The sequence below is a fragment of the Pseudomonas sp. LBUM1668 genome (genome assembly GCF_059695715.1).
Window position 1 is genome coordinate 2891078 of the sequence record NZ_CP166787.1, and the last position, 17211, is coordinate 2908288.

A 17211-nucleotide genomic window follows, 5' to 3' on the forward strand; every position below is an offset into this window, starting at 1 on the left:
GCCACGTCAGTCGCGGTTGAAACACGCAACAATTGCTTCGCGCACCGTCACCACCACAGGGTCGATCTGGGTGCTGGTGCGCCAGCCGAGTTCGATCGGATAACGCGGCAGGGCCAACGGGCAGGGCAACAGCGCCAAGCCGCTGAGTGCGGCGATGCTCACGGCGGCATGCGCCGGAATCGTCGCCACCGCCTGACTGCCCTTGAGCAGAAAGGGCAGCGCGGCAAAATGCGTGGTCGATGCGCATACCCGGCGACTCAAACCTAGCGCCGCCAGCCCTTCATCGGTAATGCCGATAAACCCACCTGACGACACCAACAGGTGCTCGCGGGCGACAAATTCCTGCAGGTCGATCTGTTGCTGGCCGGGCGCAAGGCTCGCCGGGTCCACCAGGCATGCGTAACCCCCTTCACCCAACACCTGACGGCTGAGCAAGCGTTCGGCAAAACCGCCGGCAGTGATCGCCAGATCGATGCTGCGTTCCATCAGGTCGCGGGCGACAATCTGGCTGTGAGTCTGCCGGAAGATCAGCCGCAGCTTCGGCGCGCTACGGGCGATTTCTTCGATCAGGCGGCGACCGTAAGCGATTTCGAAATCGTCCGACAGGCCCACCGTAACCGACCGCCCTTCGTAGTGATTGGCTGCTGGATCAACCATCGCCAGGCTTTGCCGACACTTGTCAAGCGCCTCGCTGACCACCGGTTTCAACTGATTGGCCTTGAGCGTCGGCGCCAGTCCGCGCCCGGTGCGCACGAACAATTGATCGCCATAAACCTCACGCAGGCGCCGCAACGCCGCGCTGACTGCCGATTGCGTCACGCCCAGACGCAACGCTGCGCGGCTGGCGCTGGATTCTTCATGCAGGGCTTCGAAGACTTTCAACAGGTTGAGGTCGACCGTGGCGATATTCATTTGGCTCATATCATTCAGCAGCGATTGGGGCTTTATTCATGATCCCGTGGCGCCGGAGAATCAGCAACACTTGAATCCGATGGAGTGACCGCGATGCCAAAATCAATTGTTGCTGCGCTGCAAATCGGCGCATTACCCGGTGGTAAAGGCGAAACCCTGGCGCAGATCCTCAGTTGGGAAGCCGCCATCATTGAATCCGGCGCGGCACTGGTAGTGATGCCGGAAGCGTTGCTTGGCGGTTATCCGAAAGGTGAAGGCTTCGGCACGCAACTGGGTTATCGCTTGCCCGAAGGTCGTGAAGCGTATGCACGCTATTTTGCCAATGCCATTGATGTGCCGGGTGCGGAAACCGAGGCGTTGGCGGCGTTGTCGGCGCGCACGGGGGCCAACCTTGTGATCGGCGTAATCGAGCGCGCGGGCAGCACGTTGTATTGCACGGCTCTGTACTTCGATCCGCAGTCAGGACTTGTCGCCAAACATCGCAAGCTGATGCCCACCGGTACGGAACGGCTGATCTGGGGCAAGGGCGACGGCTCGACGCTGCCGGTGCTCGACAGCCAGGTCGGCAAACTTGGCGCAGTGGTCTGCTGGGAAAACATGATGCCGTTGCTGCGCACGGCGATGTACGCCAAGGGCATCGAGGTCTGGTGCGCGCCGACCGTGGATGAGCGCGAGATGTGGCAGGTGAGCATGCGCCACATTGCTCATGAGGGTCGCTGTTTCGTGGTCAGCGCGTGTCAGGTGCAGGCGTCGCCAAATGAGCTGGGAGTCGAAATTGCGAACTGGCCGGCGGATCGTCCGTTGATTGCCGGTGGCAGCGTGATTGTCGGGCCGATGGGTGATGTGCTGGCGGGGCCATTGCGCGGCGAGGCGGGGTTGCTGGCTGCTGAAATCGATACCGATGAACTGATTCGGGCGCGCTATGACTACGACGTGGTCGGCCATTATGCGCGGCCCGATGTGTTCGAGTTGAGCGTGGATGAACGCGCCAAACCGGGTGTGCGGTTCAATACTTAATCCTTGTGGCAAAGCCTGCCCTGTGTCGTATCTGGATTCCAACAGGCAACACCCGGGGATTCTGGATTGCGCCGGCCTGGCAAGGTCAGTGAGTTGATCCGCGAGGCTCACGTATTTTTACCAGGTCGCGGCGCTGGCCTTGGGCAGGCTGAGCTTGCCGCTGTCGACAAAACGCATCGTGCCGAACAGCCCGCCGGCGAGTTTGCCGCGCAGCACGTAGGGCAGGTTGTCGAGGGTTTGTGTCTGGCTCAGGCCGAGGGTCTGGCGCAACACCGAGAACGCCGAAACGCTGACCGGGACGCTGACCACGGTTTCGGAAAACCGCGCGATCGTCCCGCTCTGGTCGCTGACGCCCGAGGCCAGCGCATGGCCGTTGACCTCCAGATCGAGGGCGATGCCGTTGTAATCGATAGCGGTTTCGTTGGGGTTCTGTACGCGCAGTTTGATCGCGAAACGCACTTCAAGATCCTGGCTGGTCAGCGGCTCGATTCCGACCACGTTGATGTTGACCGGATCACGATTGGGAAACAGCGCGCAGGCACTGAGCGACAGCAGAAGGAGTGACAGGATGAAAGCGTGCAAGCGGCGCATAAACAGTCTCTCAACAAAAAAAGGGCTGAACCGAATACCGGCTCAGCCCTTTTTCACAGGCGCAGCTTTTAGCGGTTCAACTGTGCGACAGCCGCAGGCGAAGCAGGTTCACCCTTGGCCGGGACATCCGGGTTTTCCATGACTTGCAGGATAGAGGCTTCCGGATCGAAGTCGTCTTCCTCAAGTTCGATGAATTCTTCCGGCAGGAAGATGTTCAGCACGATAGCGCACAACGCGCCCACGGTAATCGGCGATTCGAAGATATTGCGCAGCGCTTGCGGCAGTTCGCGCAGCACTTCCGGCACGGCGGCGATGCCAAGGCCCATGCCCAGCGAAATGGCCACGATCAGCATGTTGCGTCGGTGCAGGCCAGCCTCGGCAAGGATCTTGATCCCGGCCACGGCCACGGTGCCGAACATCACCAGTTCGGCGCCGCCGAGCACCGGTTTGGGCATCAGTTGCAACACCGCGCCGATCATCGGGAACAGCCCCAACAGCACCAGCAGGCCGGCAATGAAAAACGCGACGTAACGGCTGGCCACACCGGTGAGCTGAATCACGCCGTTGTTCTGCGCGAAGGTCACCATTGGCATGCTGTTGAACACCGCTGCCATCGCCGAGTTGAGACCATCGGCGAGCAAACCGGACTTGATCCGGCGGATGTACAACGGGCCTTTGACCGGTTGCCGGGAAATCATCGAGTTGGCAGTCAGGTCACCGGCAGCTTCCAGTGGCGAGACGAGGAAAATCACCGCGATTGGCACAAACGCTACCCAGTCGAAATTGAAGCCGTACTTGAACGGCACCGGCACGCTGACCACCGGCACGTCGGGCAAATTGGCAAAGTCCACGGTGCCCATCAGCCAGGCGACCACGTAGCCGAGGGTCAGGCCGATGACGATCGCGCCCAGACGCAGGAACGGCACGTCGACCCGGTTCAGCACCACGATGGTGCCGAGCACCAGCGCCGCCAGAAACAAATGGCTGGCGCCGCCCAGATCCGCCGCGCCGAAACCGCCGGCGATGTCGGTCATTGCCACTTTGATCAGCGACAGGCCCATCAGCGTGATGATCGTGCCGGTGACCACTGGGGTAATCAGCATGCGCAGTTTGCCGATGAACTGGCTCAGCGCCACTTCAATGAACGCAGCGAAAAAGCACACGCCGAAGATCGTCGAAAGGATTTCATCCGTGCCGCCGCCGCGAGCCTTGACCATAAACCCGGCACTGAGAATCACGCTGATAAAGGAAAAACTTGTTCCTTGCAGGCACAACAAACCAGAGCCCACCGGGCCGAAGCGCTTGGCCTGAACGAACGTGCCCAGGCCCGAGACGAACAGCGCCATGCTGATCAGGTAGGGGATTTCGCTTTGCAGACCGAGGGCGCCGCCCATGATCAGGGTCGGGGTGATGATGCCGACGAAACTCGCCAACACGTGTTGCAACGCTGCAAACACAGTGGCGGTCAGGTGCGGGCGGTCGTTGAGGCCGTAGATCAGATCGTTGTTGCGCAGGGCTTTTTCAGAGGCGGTCATGGTGATTTGCGCGCCGTGAGGCGGGGCCGGGTCAGAAAATGGAGGCGCAGGATGCCGGAAGAGAGCGGCGAGGGCAACGCAATAAAACTGCCTGAAAGGTCAGGTTTTATTGGGTGTGGAAGGTTTGAACACAACCCCGATCCTGTAGGAGCTGCCGAAGGCTGCGATCTTTTGACTTTGGTTGTTCAGATCACAAGCCAGATCAACAGATTGCAGCCTTCGGCAGCTCCTACCGGGAGTTGGGTGACTTAAAGGTGTGGGCAAGCCATGGCATACTGCCGCGCATGAATTTCGACTCTCCGCTAAGCGCCTGGCAGCATGCCATCGAGCACAAGGGTTTCATCCAGGATGAAGCTCAGGAACACGCTGTATGGGCGCTGCAAAAATGCCACGAAGCCTTGCACGCCGGCGCCCGGTCTGTCAGCGGCGTGTACTTGTGGGGCCCGGTCGGGCGCGGCAAGACGTGGCTGATGGACCAGTTCTATCAAAGCTTGCGAGTGCCGGCGCGGCGGCAACACTTCCATCATTTCATGGGCTGGGTGCACCAGCGTTCGTTCCAGTTGACCGGCATCGCCGATCCGCTGCGTGCGCTGGCCAAGGAACTGGCGGGCGAAGTGCGGGTGCTGTGCTTCGACGAATTGTTCGTCAACGACATTGGCGATGCGATCATTCTCGGGCGCCTGTTCCAGGTGATGTTCGACGAAGGCGTGGTGGTGGTCTGTACATCCAACCTACCGCCGGATGATTTGTACGCCGATGGCTTCAATCGCGACCGCTTTGTCCCGGCGATCGCCGCGATCAAGGCGCATATGCAGGTAGTCCCAGTGAATGGCGCCGAGGATCATCGCTTGCATCCGGGCGCGATCCACCAGCGCTACTTTGTCGCCACTGCCGAAAGCACCAGTGCGCTGGGCGAGGTCTTTGACGCGTTGACGGCCGGGCAATCGGCCAGCGCTGCACCGGTAGCGGTCGGCCATCGAGTGCTCAACGTGGTGCAGGCCAGTCAGGCGGTGCTCTGGTGTCGCTACGCCGACCTGTGCGAGCAACCGTTCGCCGCCATGGATTTCATCGCGCTGTGCGACAACTACCGGGCTATTCTGTTGAGCGACGTGCCGAACCTCAGCGCACAGAAGCGCGAAGGACGCATCGCTCGCGGCACCGAAGACGGCTCCGCGCAAGTGGTGGCGGGGGATCGTGAGTTGCCGCAGTTATCGGTGCACGACGATGGCGTACGGCGCTTTATCGCCTTGGTCGACGAGTGCTACGACCGCAAGGTGCCGCTGTACATCGAGGCACACGTGGCGATGGAGGCGCTCTACACCGAGGGCTATCTGCAATTCCCGTTCCGCCGCACCCTCAGTCGCTTGCAGGAAATGCAGTTGCAGCGCTTTGCCGAGGCTTGAAAGAAGAGGGCGCCCACATGAACCAGCCGCTGTCCCATCATCTATTGACCATGGCGTATCAAAACGCCTGGGCGAACCACCGACTGGCCAAAGCCTGGGCGCAACTCGGCGACAGCGACCTGGCGGCCGCTCGGGTGAGCTTTTTTCCGAGCATCCGCCTGACCCTCAACCACATCCTCACTTGTGACTGGTTCTACGTGGATGCGCTGGAACGCGAACTGCGCGGGGACGAACCGCATCCGGACTGCTACGTGTTTTTCAACGCCGACGAACCCTTTACCGACCCACTTCCATTGCGCGAAGAACAGGCCCGTGTCGATCGCCGGCTGATCGCTTATTGCGAACAACTGCGCGATGCCGATCTGGGCCGGCTCGTCACCATCGCCCGCGAGACGCCGCAGCACGACAGTCGCTTGCGCATGCTTTCGCACCTGTTTGAGCATCAGATTCATCATCGTGGGCAGGTGCATTCAATGCTTAGCGACACGAGCGTGAAACCGCCGCAACTGGATGAGTTTTTCTGTGTGGGTGAGGCTGGATTGCGCGCCGGGGATTTTGCTGAACTGGGCTGGACCGAGGAACTGATCTGGGGTCGTTGACCTACAAAAGATCGCAGCCTTCGGCAGCTCCTACACCGATCTCCTGTAGGAGCTGCCGAAGGCTGCGATCTTTTGATCTTTTGCTTTTCTTGCAGGTTGTCTGCCGGCCCGCGCTCGCGCTAAGGTCAACACAGCCTATCAGCAAGCACTTTGCGCGCCGGGGCTTTTGTGTTCGGGGATGGAAATGGATTCCGCAGAAATTCTTGTGCTTCAGGCCAGTTACACCAATCCACTGCATGCCGAGGCCATCGGCGTAGTACTCAATCACTATGCAGAAGACCCCATGGGCGGCGAGCAGCCGATCGACCCTGAGTTGCTGCGCCGACTGCCCGAAGAGCTGGCGCGCCGGCCGCACGCCTTCAGTGTACTGGCATTCGTCGGCGGCGAGCCGGCAGGGCTGGTGAACTGCTTTGAGGGGTTTTCCACCTTCGCCTGCAAGCCCTTGGTCAACGTCCACGACGTGGCGGTGATGAGCAAGTTTCGCGGTTTGGGGTTGAGCCAGAAAATGCTCCGCAAGGTCGAGGAAATCTCCCGCCAGCGCGGCTGCTGCAAGATCACCCTCGAAGTACTGGAAGGCAACGCCGTGGCACAAAACGCCTACAGCAAATTCGGATTCGCGCCAGGCATGTTCAACCCGGATCACGGGCGCATGCTGTTCTGGATCAAAGACCTTCAGGCATAAAAAAGGCGCCCGAAAAGGGCGCCTAACTGTCATCTCCCAGGCCGGAGCACAGCCGTGGGAGGTCCATCGGTTGCTCGGTAAAAACTCAGTTGCGGTAGGACTCGGTCACTTGCGCCGTCTGATCGGCGGGAACCCGAATCTCTTTCGCGCTGGCGTCGCTCGTCTGTTCGCTTTGCGCGTGATGGACCGGGAAGTTGTCGTAGTAATGGCGCATGCGTTCGGCGCCTCCTTCAGCGAATATGCTGGCGGAACCAAGGGCGAGTAGCCCGGCAAGCATTGCGGTAGTGATTTTCATGGTGCCTCCTACTGAACAAGTCGGAGCCGTTCGTCCATGAAGCAGATCTCGGACGCAAGTCTGTGCCGAGCGAATTAACGCGGGGTTAACAGCAAAATGTGGCGAGGGGATTTATCCCCGATGGGCTGCGAAGCGGCCCCGGCTTTTGATTCTAAGAGCTGGGGCCGCTTCGCAGCCCATCGGGGATAAATCCCCTCGCCACAGATAAATCCCCTCCACAGTTGAATCCCAACCACAGATACAGTCTTCACCCATGACATTTCCCTTCAACACAAACTCAAAAGAAGTAATCAGGCGTCGTGTCAGAGCTTCCAGTCCAGGCTCAACGTGACCGTGCGCGGATCGCCCCAGTACACGCCGTTGTAGAAGCCAACGTTCTCGTAGTACTTCTTGTCGAAAAGGTTGTCGACGTTAAGCGAGGCCGAGAGGTTTTTGTCGATGGCATAGCGCGACATCAACTTGACCACGGTGTAGGCGCCCTGGTGGATTTTGGTGTTTTCGGTGATGAATCCACCCTCGGCATCGCGGCCGACCGGGCGATTTGAATCGCCGAAAATACGGCTTTGCCAGTTCACTGCACCGCCGACGGTCAACGCCTGCCATTCGCCCGGCAAACGGTACGCCGTGGAAACCCGCAGCATGTTCAGCGGCTGGTCTTCATTGGTGCGTTGTTGCTCACCGTTGGCCGAATGGGTGTAGGTGTAGCCGGCGGTCATGTTCCAGCCGTTGCTGATTTCGCCCGAAACCTCGGCTTCGAAACCGCTGACCTTGTTGCCTTTACCACCGGACTTGTAAAACTGTTCGCGCGTGACGGGATCTGGCGGCACCGAATTGTCGACCTCGGCAACGTTGTCCTGCTTGCTCCAGAACAGCGCCGTGGCGACGTTGAGTCGCTCTTCCAGCAAACTGCCCTTCAAACCGAGTTCGTAGTTGCTGCCAACCACCGGGTCAAGATATTTGCGGCTGCTGTCGCGGTTGCTCTGCGGTTTGAAAATATCGGTGTAGCTGACGTAAGCGGTGTACTCCGGCGTCAGGTCGTAGAGCAGGCCGGCGTAGGGTGTCCAGACGTCATTTTGTTGCTGACGGGTTGTTTCAACGCGGGTCAATTGCAGGTTTTTGTCATAGTAGTGATCGGAATTTTCACCTTCCCAACTGCCGTAACGGCTGCCAATCACGGCGTGCAACTGGTCGGTCAGGCTCAGGCGCGTAGCGATATAGCCAGCCTTCTGCCGCGTGCTGCCCCTTGAGCCGGTCAGTCCGGTGACGGTGTCGGGAAACTTGCCGATGCTACCCATGTACTTCCAGTCGCGGATCGTACCGTAGTCGTCCGGTACGGGACCGTCGACGGTCTTGGGGGAGTAGGAGCGGTGCTCGGCTTCGCCATAGCCAAACATCATCTCGTGCTCGCGGCCGAACAACGAATAGGGGCCCGAGAGATTGAAGTCATAGACGTCCATTTTCTGCGTGCCGACCATGTGCGATGTGTAAGCGATCATGCCGCTGCGGTCCGCCTCGGGAAAGCCTGCGCCGCCGTAGTAGACCTTGCCGTCGATATCGCTTTGGCGATGGGTGTAGGCCGCTTTCAGGTGCCAGCCACCTGCCAGTGCCTGATCAAGGGTGGCGAAGGCGGTTTTATCCTTGAGCGGCCACGAGCTCCAGGAAGTCGCCATATTGGTCGAGCGGCCGAGCCCGGCCTTGCCGCCGTCGGCGTTCCAGTAAGGCACGGTGCCCCACGCCGAACCTTGCACCTGTTTGTCCTGATAGTCATAACCCACGGCGAGCACTGTGGAGTCGGTCAGGTCGGCCTCAAGAATCCCGTAACCGACCTCCCGTTGCAGTGCGTACTTGTCGCGAAACGACTGGCTGTCGCGATAGGCCAGAACGGTACGCCCGCGCAAACGGCCATCGAAGGCCAGCGGGCCACCAACATCTACGTAACTGTAGTAATCGTCGTAGCTGCCACCGCTGACCCCGGCCAGCGCCTGAAGTTGGGCGGTCGGGCGTTTGCGCACCATGTTGATGGTCGCCGACGGATCGCCCGCGCCGGTTGTCAGGCCTGTGGCACCGCGCACCACTTCAATGCGGTCATAAATGATGGTGTCGGCGTCGGACTTCATCCGGTCGAACGTGTTGAGCATCCCGTCGATCTGGAAATTGTTGATCGAATAACCCCGGGACGAATAGCTGACCCGATCCGAGTCCAGGTGCTGGACCACCACGCCAGTGGTCTGGCTCATGACTTCGGACAATGTACCGAGCTTGAAATCATCCATCTGTTGGCGGGTGACCACGGACACCGACTGTGGCGTTTCCTTGATCGACAGGTTCATCCGCGTGGCGGTGCTCATGGCGCCGGTGGTGTAAGCGTGGGTGTTTTCGGTGCTGCTGCCCAAGCCTTGGGCGGAGATGTTGGTTGTTTCCAATTGCATAGCCGGGGCTGCGGGCTCCGGTGGTTTTTCGAGTTCGGATTCAGCCAGCAGATCGGTGCTCAGGGCGGCTCCGCAGAGGCCGAGGGTGAGGGTCATGGAACGGGTGATGGGCGCGAACATCGCAGCCGACTCCTTGTCTTCGAGGGGAAAAAATCCGTTTGTTCAAAGACGAGGCGGGGCACTGCGATTTAGTATCAAACGCGAAATACTTTCATTTGTAAATGTTGCAGGCATGAAAAAGGGGCCGGTTTTGGCCCTTTTTTCTATGTCACTTTTGTACGACTTTCGGCTCTGCGCCCGCGACGGGTTTGGGCTTCATCAAGCTGAAATCGATCAGCGCCCGTTGTGCCGTTTGATACGGATCGCCGATCAGCAATGGACGAGCTTTGAAGCTGTCGCTGACCACGCTTTTGCTGCGGTCCAGTTCATCGAAGCTCAAACCGGCCAGGTCTGCCCAGGTGTGGATCAGATGCGAGCTGCTGTACGGTCGCTGCAAGTCACCGGCCAGGTTCCAGTCATGGTTTTCGCGCCATTTCGGCGAGGCCCAGGCCATGAACGGAATGGTGTACATCGGTGCGGTCGGTTTGCTTTCGTTACGGCCCAGGGTGTTGTGGCCCACCGAGTCGAACACGTCTTCGCCGTGGTCCGAGAGATACAGCAGGAAGCCATTCGGATCGGATTTGGCGTAATCCTTGATCAGGCTCGACACGACAAAGTCGTTGTACAGCACGGCGTTGTCATAGCTGTTGTAGGTCGGTACCTGATCGTCACGCACACCCGGTGGTACACCGTTGCGGTCCTTGAACTTGTCGAAGGTCGGCGGATAACGGTACTGGTAGCTCATGTGGGTGCCGAGCAAATGTACGACGATCAGCTTGCGCGGTGCTGCATCGGCCAGCGCCTTGTTGAACGGCTCGATCACGTCGCCGTCGTACTGGGCGGCGTTCTGGTTGCGGTTGTTGTTCAGGTACACCTGCTCGTCGGCCTGTTCGGAGAAGGTCGTGAGCATAGTGTTGCGCTTGGTCATGGTCTGCTGGTTGGTGATCCAGAAGGTCTTGTAACCCGCCTGTTTCATCATGCTGACCAACGATGGCGTGGACAGGTACAGGTCCGGGTTTTCTTCGTCAGCGAACGTCAGAACCTGCTGCAGCGCCTCGATGGTGTACGGGCGAGGGGTGACGACGTTGTCGAACACCGCCAGTTGGTCCTTGAGTTTGTCCAGTTCCGGCGTGGTGTTGCGCGGGTAGCCGTACAGGCTCATGCGCTGACGGTTGGTCGACTCGCCGATTACCAGCACAAGCGTTGACGGCTGATCGGCGCCGGCAGCCTTGAGGTTATGCAACGGCGGGATCTTGCTGGCGCTGTGCAGCATGCCCTGCATGTCTTCCAGGGTGTCGAGATAACGGTGGTAAGCCACAACCATTTGCCAAGGCACCGCCGGCTCGATACGGGTTTCGAATTTCTCGAAGCCTTGAGCGAAAGTGCCCATGCGCAGCGTTTGCTTGACCAGCGGATAACCGACAACAGCGATCACGATAGCCGCGGCGGCGACCATTGCACGGCCACGGGGCATGTACACCGGGCGCAGGCGAGTCCACAGAAAGTAAGCGAATGCGGTATGCGCGAGGAACGCCGCCACCATCCACCAGGCAAAGTACTGGGTCATGTACTCGCCGGCTTCAGACACGTTCGACTCGAACATGATGAAGATGACGCTCTGGGAGAACTCCTGCTGATAAATGAAGAAGTAACCCAGGCTGGCCATCGAACAGGCCCACAGCACCACGCCGATCAGGGCGGCAAGCAGTTTTGTGCGTTTGGGGAACAACAGCATGGGTGCCAGCCAGATCGCGCTCATCACGAACGCTTGGCGAAACCCCGTGAAACCGGAGGTGCCGGTTATCTGAATCAGCAGTTGGGTAATGCCGGAGAAGTACCAGAAGAACACAAACAGCCAGAGGAAACCGGCCCAATCGAAACCTGCCGCAGTCGTTTTGCTGCGTTTGAACAATGCCATTCGGCGCTCCAGCTCACTCGTTACAACTACCGCCGGAACATCCATGAAACCGACGAACGGACGCCGCACGCGCAGGTACGGCCAGAATGCGGCGCAGTATCACGAAGGGAATGTGAAAGTTTTGTTAATCGGCGCGCTTGTCTATGCAAAAGCGGCCAGAGGTGCATCGTGTCGGGAACAGCGTCGGCTGCTCCCGAAAACAGCGGGGAATATCAGGCGTGCGGGTGACGCTGGACAACCGGCAGCGGTTTGGGCTGAACGCCCTGGGTCAGCGCGCGCAGTTGCGCCAACTCCTGCTTCAATTGGTCGCGCTCGTCTTTCAACTGACGCAATTCATCACGACGAATCGTGACGTACAGGGTTTGTGGCGGCATTGCTGTGTGTACTGTGCCCATTGCTCACCTCGCAAATGGTGTGTCTCAACTGTAAGTAGCCCCCTTTTTTGGGGTGCTGACTTACTATCGGCAGCAATTTTGTTTTCTTTTGCCTCTGAATGGAACTTTTTTATTTTTCACGGTCGGTGTGTCTTCGACAGGTTTGAGGGCGTTATCAGTCTAGATCGGGCACAATGCCCGGAAACTTCATCCCGGTGCTCTGGACTAACCTCCATTAGTCGCGTTGGGCTATACCTTTTGACACACATTATTTGTAGTAAGGAGCATCAGCACATGCAACTCGGGATTATTGGACTGGGCCGTATGGGCGGCAATATTGCGCGGCGTCTGATGCTCAACGGTCACACCACCGTTGTTTTCGACCGCAATACCGCTTTCATCGATAACCTGGTCGCCGAGGGCTCCACGGGCGTTGCCGATTTGCCGGCTCTGGTTGCAGGCCTGGCCAAACCACGTGCCGTGTGGGTCATGCTGCCGGCCGGCGCGCCGACCGAAGACACCATCGAAACGCTGAGCAACCTGCTGGAAGCTGGCGACACCATTATCGACGGTGGCAACACCAACTATAAGGATGACATCCGCCGCGCCAAAACCCTGGCCGAGAAGGGCCTGCACTACATCGACGTCGGCACCTCTGGTGGCGTTTGGGGCCTGGAGCGCGGTTACTGCATGATGATCGGCGGCGATGCCGAGACCGTAAAACGTCTCGACCCGCTATTTGCCGCATTGGCGCCGGGCATGGGTGATATTCCGCGCACCAAGGACCGCAAGTCCGATGACCCGCGTGCCGAGCACGGCTACATCCACGCCGGTCCCGCCGGTGCCGGGCATTTTGTGAAGATGATTCACAACGGCATCGAGTACGGGATGATGGCGGCCTTCGCCGAAGGTTTTGACATTCTCAAGACCAAATCCAGCGAGCGTCTGCCGGAAGATCAGCGTTTTGATCTCAACGTGGCTGACATTGCCGAGGTCTGGCGTCGGGGCAGCGTGGTGTCGTCCTGGTTGCTCGATCTGACCGCCGACGCCTTGGCCAGCGACCCGAAACTCGACGGTTTTTCCGGCTCGGTGGCCGACAGCGGCGAAGGTCAATGGACCATCGAAGCCGCCATGGAACAAGCGGTGCCGGTACCGGTGCTGTCGAACTCGCTGTTCTCGCGCTACCGCTCCCGTGGTCAGGGCACTTTTGGCGACAAGATTCTTTCGGCCCAGCGCTTCGGCTTCGGCGGCCACGTAGAGACTGCGAAAAAATGACCCATACGATCCGCAGAAAATCCAAGGCAGAACCCGCACCACCGACCACGCTGTTCCTGTTCGGTGCCCACGGTGACCTGGTCAAGCGCTTGCTCATGCCCGCGCTGTACAACCTGAGTCGCGACGGCTTGCTTGATGAGGGTCTGCGGATCGTCGGCGTTGACCACAACGCCATTACCGATGAAGCCTTCGCGCAAAAACTCGAAGACTTCATCCGCACCGAAGTGGCGGCGAAGGTCGGCAAGGGCGATCAGATGCTTGATCCGGCCTTGTGGGCCAAGCTCGCCAAAGGCATCAGCTACGTCCAGGGCGACTTTCTGGACGACAGCACTTATTCCGCGCTGGCGGCGAAAATCGCCGACAGCGGCACCGGTAATGCGGTGTTCTATCTGGCCACCGCGCCGCGTTTCTTCAGCGAAGTGGTGCGCCGTCTCGGCAGCGCCGGTTTGCTTGAGGAAACCCCCGAAGCATTCAGAAGAGTGGTGATCGAGAAGCCGTTTGGCTCCGATCTGCACACTGCCGAAGCACTGAACGCCTGTTTGCTCAAGGTCATGTCCGAGAAGCAGATCTATCGGATCGACCATTACCTGGGCAAGGAAACCGTGCAGAACATTCTGGTCAGCCGGTTCTCCAACAGCCTGTTCGAGGCATTCTGGAACAATCACTACATCGACCACGTTCAGATTACCGCCGCGGAAACCGTTGGCGTTGAAACCCGTGGCAGTTTTTACGAACACACCGGCGCGCTGCGCGACATGGTGCCCAATCACCTGTTCCAGTTGCTGGCGATGGTCGCCATGGAACCTCCGGCGGCGTTCGGCGCCGATGCGGTGCGCGGCGAGAAGGCCAAGGTGGTCGGCGCCATTCGGCCATGGACCGTGGAAGAAGCGCGGGCCAACTCGGTTCGCGGGCAGTACAGCGCCGGCGAGGTGGGCGGTAAGCCACTGGCCGGGTACCGCGAAGAGGCCAACGTCGCACCCGACAGCAGCACCGAAACCTACGTCGCGCTCAAGGTGATGATCGACAACTGGCGCTGGGTTGGCGTGCCGTTCTACCTGCGCACCGGCAAACGCATGAGCGTGCGCGACACTGAAATCGTCATCTGCTTCAAACCGGCGCCTTATGCGCAGTTTCGCGACACCGAAGTCGACGAGTTGCAGCCGACCTACCTGCGCATCCAGATCCAGCCCAACGAAGGCATGTGGTTCGATCTGCTGGCCAAACGCCCCGGCCCGGCGTTGAACATGGCCAACATCGAACTGGGTTTCGCTTACAAGGATTTCTTCGAGATGCAGCCGTCGACCGGCTACGAAACACTCATCTACGACTGCCTGACTGGCGATCAGACACTGTTCCAGCGCGCCGACAACATCGAGAACGGCTGGCGCGCCGTGCAGCCGTTCCTTGACGCTTGGCAGCAGGATGCGAGCGTACAGACCTATGCCGCCGGTGAAGACGGCCCGCAGGCTGCCGAAGATCTGCTGACTCGCGATGGTCGCGTCTGGCATGGTCTGGGATGAGCGAGCCTATCCGTTTTTTGTTGAGCGATATGGACGGCACGCTGTTGCTGCCCGATCACAGTCTGAGCCAGCGCACCATCGACGCCGTTCGATCGTTGCGTGAAGCGGGCGTGCTGTTCAGCCTGGCCACTGGCCGCCCGCCAAAAGCCATGCTGCAACAGATCGAAGCCTTGGGCGTCGACCTGCCGACGGCGGCGTTCAATGGCGGCACCATCGTCAATCCGGACGGCAGTCTGCTGGTGGCGCATTACCTGCCGGCGACGACCGCACTGATTGCACTGGCGACCTTCGCGGACCAGCCTGATGTTGAAGTCTGGGTGTTCAGCGGCGGTGACTGGCTGCTCAAAGACCCGAACGGGCCGATGGTGCCGCGCGAGCAGCATGGCCTCGGTTATCCGCCGGTGGTGGTGGAGAGTTTTGAACCGTATCTGGAGCGCATCGACAAGATCGTCGCGACCAGTAACAACACTGAATTTCTGATCGAGCTCGAAGCGCGCCTGTTGCCCAAGGTCAACGGCATGGCGCAAGTCTCGCGTTCACAACCGGTGTACCTCGACGTCACGGCGCTGGAGGCGAACAAGGGCACCGCGCTGGCAACGATTGCTGCGCATCTCGGTATTGCGCTGGAACAAACGGCGGCAATTGGTGATGGCGGCAACGACCCGGCGATGTTCCATTGCGCGGGGCTGTCGATTGCCATGGGGCAGGCGGAAGAAGCGGTGCGGCGTCAGGCCGATGTGGTTACCGGCGCAAACACTGAAGACGGTGTGGCCCAGGCGATCGAGAAATACATCCTCCCTCGCTGAGCCCTGAATCACCGAAACCCTGAATCACGGAACCCCTGTAGGAGCTGCCGAAGGCTGTGATCTTTTGATCTTTTTTTTAACAATCAAGATCAAAAGATCGCAGCCTTCGGCAGCTCCTACAGGGAGTTGTGGTCACAGCCAGTAACTCACCGCATACCAGCCCAACAACCCCATCACCACGGTGTAAGGCACTGCCATCCACACCATCCGCCCATAAGACAACCGCACCAGCGGCGCAATTGCCGACGTCAGCAAAAACAGAAACGCTGCCTGACCATTCGGCGTCGCCACGCTCGGCAGGTTAGTGCCGGTGTTGATCGCAATCGCCAGCGTCTCGAAATGCTCACGGCTCATGTGGCCGGCGAGAAATGCCTGCTTCACTTCGGTGATGTAGATGGTCGCGACAAACACGTTGTCGCTGATGGCCGATAGCAGGCCGTTGGCGATAAACAGCATACCCGGTTGTTGATCCGCCGGCAGCGCCAGTACCCACGTGATCAGCGGCACAAACAGCTGTTGATCGTGAATCACCGCTACCACGGCAAAAAACACCACCAGCAATGCGGTAAACGGCATGGCGTCCTTGAACGCACTGCCCAGACGATGCTCATCGGTGATTCCGGTAAATGCGGTAATCAACACAATCACCATCAAACCGATCAGGCCGACCTCTGCCACGTGGAAGGCCAGGCAGCCAATCAGGATCAGCGCGGCGGTGCCTTGCACCAGCAGCGCCGCGCGCTGGCGTGCGGTACGTTCAGCGTTGTCTTCGGCGGCGTAGTTGGCCAGTACGGCGCGCACGTTGTCCGGCAGCAGGGTGCCGTAACCGAACCAGCGCAGTTTTTCCAGCAACACGCAGGTCACCAGGCCCGCCGCCAGTACCGGCAAGGACACCGGTGCGACTTTCAGGAAGAACTCCGCAAAATGCCAGCCCATTTCATGGCCGATCAGCAGGTTCTGCGGCTCGCCCACCAGCGTGCAGACGCCGCCAAGCGCTGTGCCGACCGCGCCATGCATCAACAGACTGCGCAGGAACGAGCGAAATTGTTCCAGGTCGGCATGGTGCAAAGTCGGCAGGTTTTGGTCGTCGCTGAATTCGCTGTCCTGGCGCGGATCGTTGCCCGAGGCCACCCGGTGATAGACCGAGTAAAAACCTACCGCTGCGCTGATGATCACTGCGGTCACCGTCAGGGCATCGAGAAACGCCGAGAGAAACGCCGACAGAAAGCAGAACATCAGCGACAGTATCGCTTTGGAGCGCACGCCCAACAGCAGTCGCGAAAACAGATATAGCAGCAGGTCTTTCATGAAGTAGATGCCGGCGACCATAAACATCAACAGCAGGATCACCGGGAAGTTGTGCACCAGCTCATCGTAGAGCGCCTGCGGCGTGGTCATCTTCAGCAGCAGGGCTTCGATCAACAGCAAACCACCGGGCATCAGCGGATAGCACTTGAGGGCCATGGCCAAGGTGAAAATGAACTCGATCACCAACAGCCAGCCCGCCGCGACGGGGCCGACGGTGAACAGCACCAGCGCATTGAGGATCAGGAAACCGACGATGGTCGCCTTGTACCAACGTGGCGAGTGCCCGAGAAAGTTGTGCGCGAACGCCTGGGCGATTGAACCGGACATCGGTTGCTCCTTGTATTCTGAAGCGCGCAAGTTGCCGGATGTTTCAGCCGAGTTCAAGTTCTAACTGCTGGATACGGTGTCCTGTAGGAGCTGCCGCAGGCTGCGATCTCTTGATCTTTTT

General features: G+C 59.5%; 15 protein-coding genes. 7 read left to right on the forward strand and 8 right to left on the reverse strand.

Going from position 1 to position 17211, the window contains the following annotated elements; all coding sequences use genetic code 11:
• Positions 1 to 6: 6 nt before the first annotated feature.
• Positions 7 to 921: a LysR family transcriptional regulator gene (locus ACA061_RS13005; protein WP_497301821.1), complete on the reverse strand. Its 915-nt coding sequence runs from the start codon at positions 919 to 921 to the stop codon at positions 7 to 9.
• Between the two features lie 84 nt (positions 922 to 1005).
• On the opposite strand from ACA061_RS13005, the gene ACA061_RS13010 reads away from it, so the two are divergent.
• Positions 1006 to 1929 (forward strand): carbon-nitrogen hydrolase family protein, encoded by a 924-nt coding sequence (locus ACA061_RS13010; RefSeq protein ID WP_497301822.1) that lies wholly within the window; start codon positions 1006 to 1008, stop codon positions 1927 to 1929.
• 117 nt (positions 1930 to 2046) lie between these two features.
• Here the strand turns inward: ACA061_RS13010 and ACA061_RS13015 are convergent, their stop codons facing one another.
• Together ACA061_RS13015 and ACA061_RS13020 are read right to left on the reverse strand one after the other, a co-directional pair.
• Positions 2047 to 2520 carry an LEA/WHy family protein gene (locus tag ACA061_RS13015; protein WP_150603128.1) on the reverse strand — a complete coding sequence of 158 codons (474 nt, stop codon included), beginning with the start codon at positions 2518 to 2520 and terminating at the stop codon, positions 2047 to 2049.
• 68 nt (positions 2521 to 2588) lie between these two features.
• Positions 2589 to 4055: a nucleobase:cation symporter-2 family protein gene (locus ACA061_RS13020; RefSeq protein ID WP_150603127.1), complete on the reverse strand. Its 1467-nt coding sequence runs from the start codon at positions 4053 to 4055 to the stop codon at positions 2589 to 2591.
• A gap of 284 nt (positions 4056 to 4339) precedes the next feature.
• Between ACA061_RS13020 and zapE the strand changes: the two genes are divergently transcribed.
• The 3 genes from zapE (at position 4340) to ACA061_RS13035 (ending at position 6739) form a co-directional block, all read left to right on the forward strand.
• Positions 4340 to 5458, forward strand: coding sequence for a cell division protein ZapE (zapE, locus tag ACA061_RS13025; RefSeq protein ID WP_497301823.1), 1119 nt, complete (start codon positions 4340 to 4342; stop codon positions 5456 to 5458).
• Positions 5459 to 5475: 17 nt separating this feature from the next.
• Entirely contained in the window at positions 5476 to 6057 is a 582-nt protein-coding gene (locus ACA061_RS13030) for a DinB family protein (protein ID WP_497301825.1), read from the forward strand.
• 184 nt (positions 6058 to 6241) lie between these two features.
• Positions 6242 to 6739, forward strand: coding sequence for a GNAT family N-acetyltransferase (locus ACA061_RS13035; RefSeq protein ID WP_150603124.1), 498 nt, complete (start codon positions 6242 to 6244; stop codon positions 6737 to 6739).
• An 85-nt stretch (positions 6740 to 6824) separates the two neighbouring features.
• Here ACA061_RS13035 and ACA061_RS13040 read toward each other — a convergent pair whose 3' ends face one another.
• The 4 genes from ACA061_RS13040 to ACA061_RS13055 all read right to left on the reverse strand — a co-directional run bounded on the left by ACA061_RS13040 (position 6825) and on the right by ACA061_RS13055 (position 11875).
• Positions 6825 to 7034 (reverse strand): hypothetical protein, encoded by a 210-nt coding sequence (locus ACA061_RS13040; RefSeq protein ID WP_497301826.1) that lies wholly within the window; start codon positions 7032 to 7034, stop codon positions 6825 to 6827.
• Between the two features lie 302 nt (positions 7035 to 7336).
• On the reverse strand, positions 7337 to 9583 hold the full coding sequence (locus ACA061_RS13045) for a TonB-dependent siderophore receptor (protein ID WP_497301827.1): 2247 nt from the start codon (positions 9581 to 9583) through the stop codon (positions 7337 to 7339).
• A 148-nt stretch (positions 9584 to 9731) separates the two neighbouring features.
• On the reverse strand, positions 9732 to 11480 hold the full coding sequence (locus tag ACA061_RS13050; protein ID WP_210554714.1) for a phosphoethanolamine transferase CptA: 1749 nt from the start codon (positions 11478 to 11480) through the stop codon (positions 9732 to 9734).
• Positions 11481 to 11692: 212 nt separating this feature from the next.
• Complete coding sequence (locus ACA061_RS13055; RefSeq protein ID WP_283436578.1) at positions 11693 to 11875, reverse strand: DUF6026 family protein; 183 nt, start codon at positions 11873 to 11875, stop codon at positions 11693 to 11695.
• Between the two features lie 273 nt (positions 11876 to 12148).
• Between ACA061_RS13055 and gnd the strand changes: the two genes are divergently transcribed.
• Genes gnd through ACA061_RS13070 form a run of 3 tightly spaced genes read left to right on the forward strand, consistent with a single transcriptional unit; the run spans position 12149 to position 15455 of the window.
• Positions 12149 to 13129 (forward strand): phosphogluconate dehydrogenase (NAD(+)-dependent, decarboxylating), encoded by a 981-nt coding sequence (gene gnd / locus ACA061_RS13060; protein ID WP_150603120.1) that lies wholly within the window; start codon positions 12149 to 12151, stop codon positions 13127 to 13129.
• Complete coding sequence (zwf, locus tag ACA061_RS13065) at positions 13126 to 14649, forward strand: glucose-6-phosphate dehydrogenase (RefSeq protein WP_150603119.1); 1524 nt, start codon at positions 13126 to 13128, stop codon at positions 14647 to 14649. Before gnd ends, zwf begins: the two co-directional genes overlap by 4 nt.
• Positions 14646 to 15455: an HAD family hydrolase gene (locus ACA061_RS13070; RefSeq protein ID WP_497301829.1), complete on the forward strand. Its 810-nt coding sequence runs from the start codon at positions 14646 to 14648 to the stop codon at positions 15453 to 15455. Before zwf ends, ACA061_RS13070 begins: the two co-directional genes overlap by 4 nt.
• 132 nt (positions 15456 to 15587) lie before the next feature.
• On the opposite strand, the gene nhaB is transcribed toward ACA061_RS13070, so the two are convergent.
• A complete protein-coding gene (gene nhaB, locus ACA061_RS13075) occupies positions 15588 to 17090 on the reverse strand; it encodes a sodium/proton antiporter NhaB (RefSeq protein ID WP_497301830.1) in 1503 nt (500 codons plus the stop codon).
• Between the last annotated feature and the right edge of the window lie 121 nt (positions 17091 to 17211).

What these genes read in the sequence shown, in the direction of transcription:
- ACA061_RS13030 (WP_497301825.1), top strand. Translation starts at nt 5,476, where the DNA reads ATGAACCAGCCGCTGTCCCATCATCTATTGACCATGGCGTATCAAAAC.
- ACA061_RS13020 (WP_150603127.1), bottom strand. Translation starts at nt 4,055, where the DNA reads ATGACCGCCTCTGAAAAAGCCCTGCGCAACAACGATCTGATCTACGGC.
- gnd (WP_150603120.1), top strand. Translation starts at nt 12,149, where the DNA reads ATGCAACTCGGGATTATTGGACTGGGCCGTATGGGCGGCAATATTGCG.
- nhaB (WP_497301830.1), bottom strand. Translation starts at nt 17,090, where the DNA reads ATGTCCGGTTCAATCGCCCAGGCGTTCGCGCACAACTTTCTCGGGCAC.
- zapE (WP_497301823.1), top strand. Translation starts at nt 4,340, where the DNA reads ATGAATTTCGACTCTCCGCTAAGCGCCTGGCAGCATGCCATCGAGCAC.
- ACA061_RS13010 (WP_497301822.1), top strand. Translation starts at nt 1,006, where the DNA reads ATGCCAAAATCAATTGTTGCTGCGCTGCAAATCGGCGCATTACCCGGT.
- ACA061_RS13045 (WP_497301827.1), bottom strand. Translation starts at nt 9,583, where the DNA reads ATGTTCGCGCCCATCACCCGTTCCATGACCCTCACCCTCGGCCTCTGC.
- zwf (WP_150603119.1), top strand. Translation starts at nt 13,126, where the DNA reads ATGACCCATACGATCCGCAGAAAATCCAAGGCAGAACCCGCACCACCG.
- ACA061_RS13040 (WP_497301826.1), bottom strand. Translation starts at nt 7,034, where the DNA reads ATGAAAATCACTACCGCAATGCTTGCCGGGCTACTCGCCCTTGGTTCC.
- ACA061_RS13070 (WP_497301829.1), top strand. Translation starts at nt 14,646, where the DNA reads ATGAGCGAGCCTATCCGTTTTTTGTTGAGCGATATGGACGGCACGCTG.
- ACA061_RS13055 (WP_283436578.1), bottom strand. Translation starts at nt 11,875, where the DNA reads ATGGGCACAGTACACACAGCAATGCCGCCACAAACCCTGTACGTCACG.
- ACA061_RS13005 (WP_497301821.1), bottom strand. Translation starts at nt 921, where the DNA reads ATGAGCCAAATGAATATCGCCACGGTCGACCTCAACCTGTTGAAAGTC.
- ACA061_RS13050 (WP_210554714.1), bottom strand. Translation starts at nt 11,480, where the DNA reads ATGGCATTGTTCAAACGCAGCAAAACGACTGCGGCAGGTTTCGATTGG.
- ACA061_RS13035 (WP_150603124.1), top strand. Translation starts at nt 6,242, where the DNA reads ATGGATTCCGCAGAAATTCTTGTGCTTCAGGCCAGTTACACCAATCCA.
- ACA061_RS13015 (WP_150603128.1), bottom strand. Translation starts at nt 2,520, where the DNA reads ATGCGCCGCTTGCACGCTTTCATCCTGTCACTCCTTCTGCTGTCGCTC.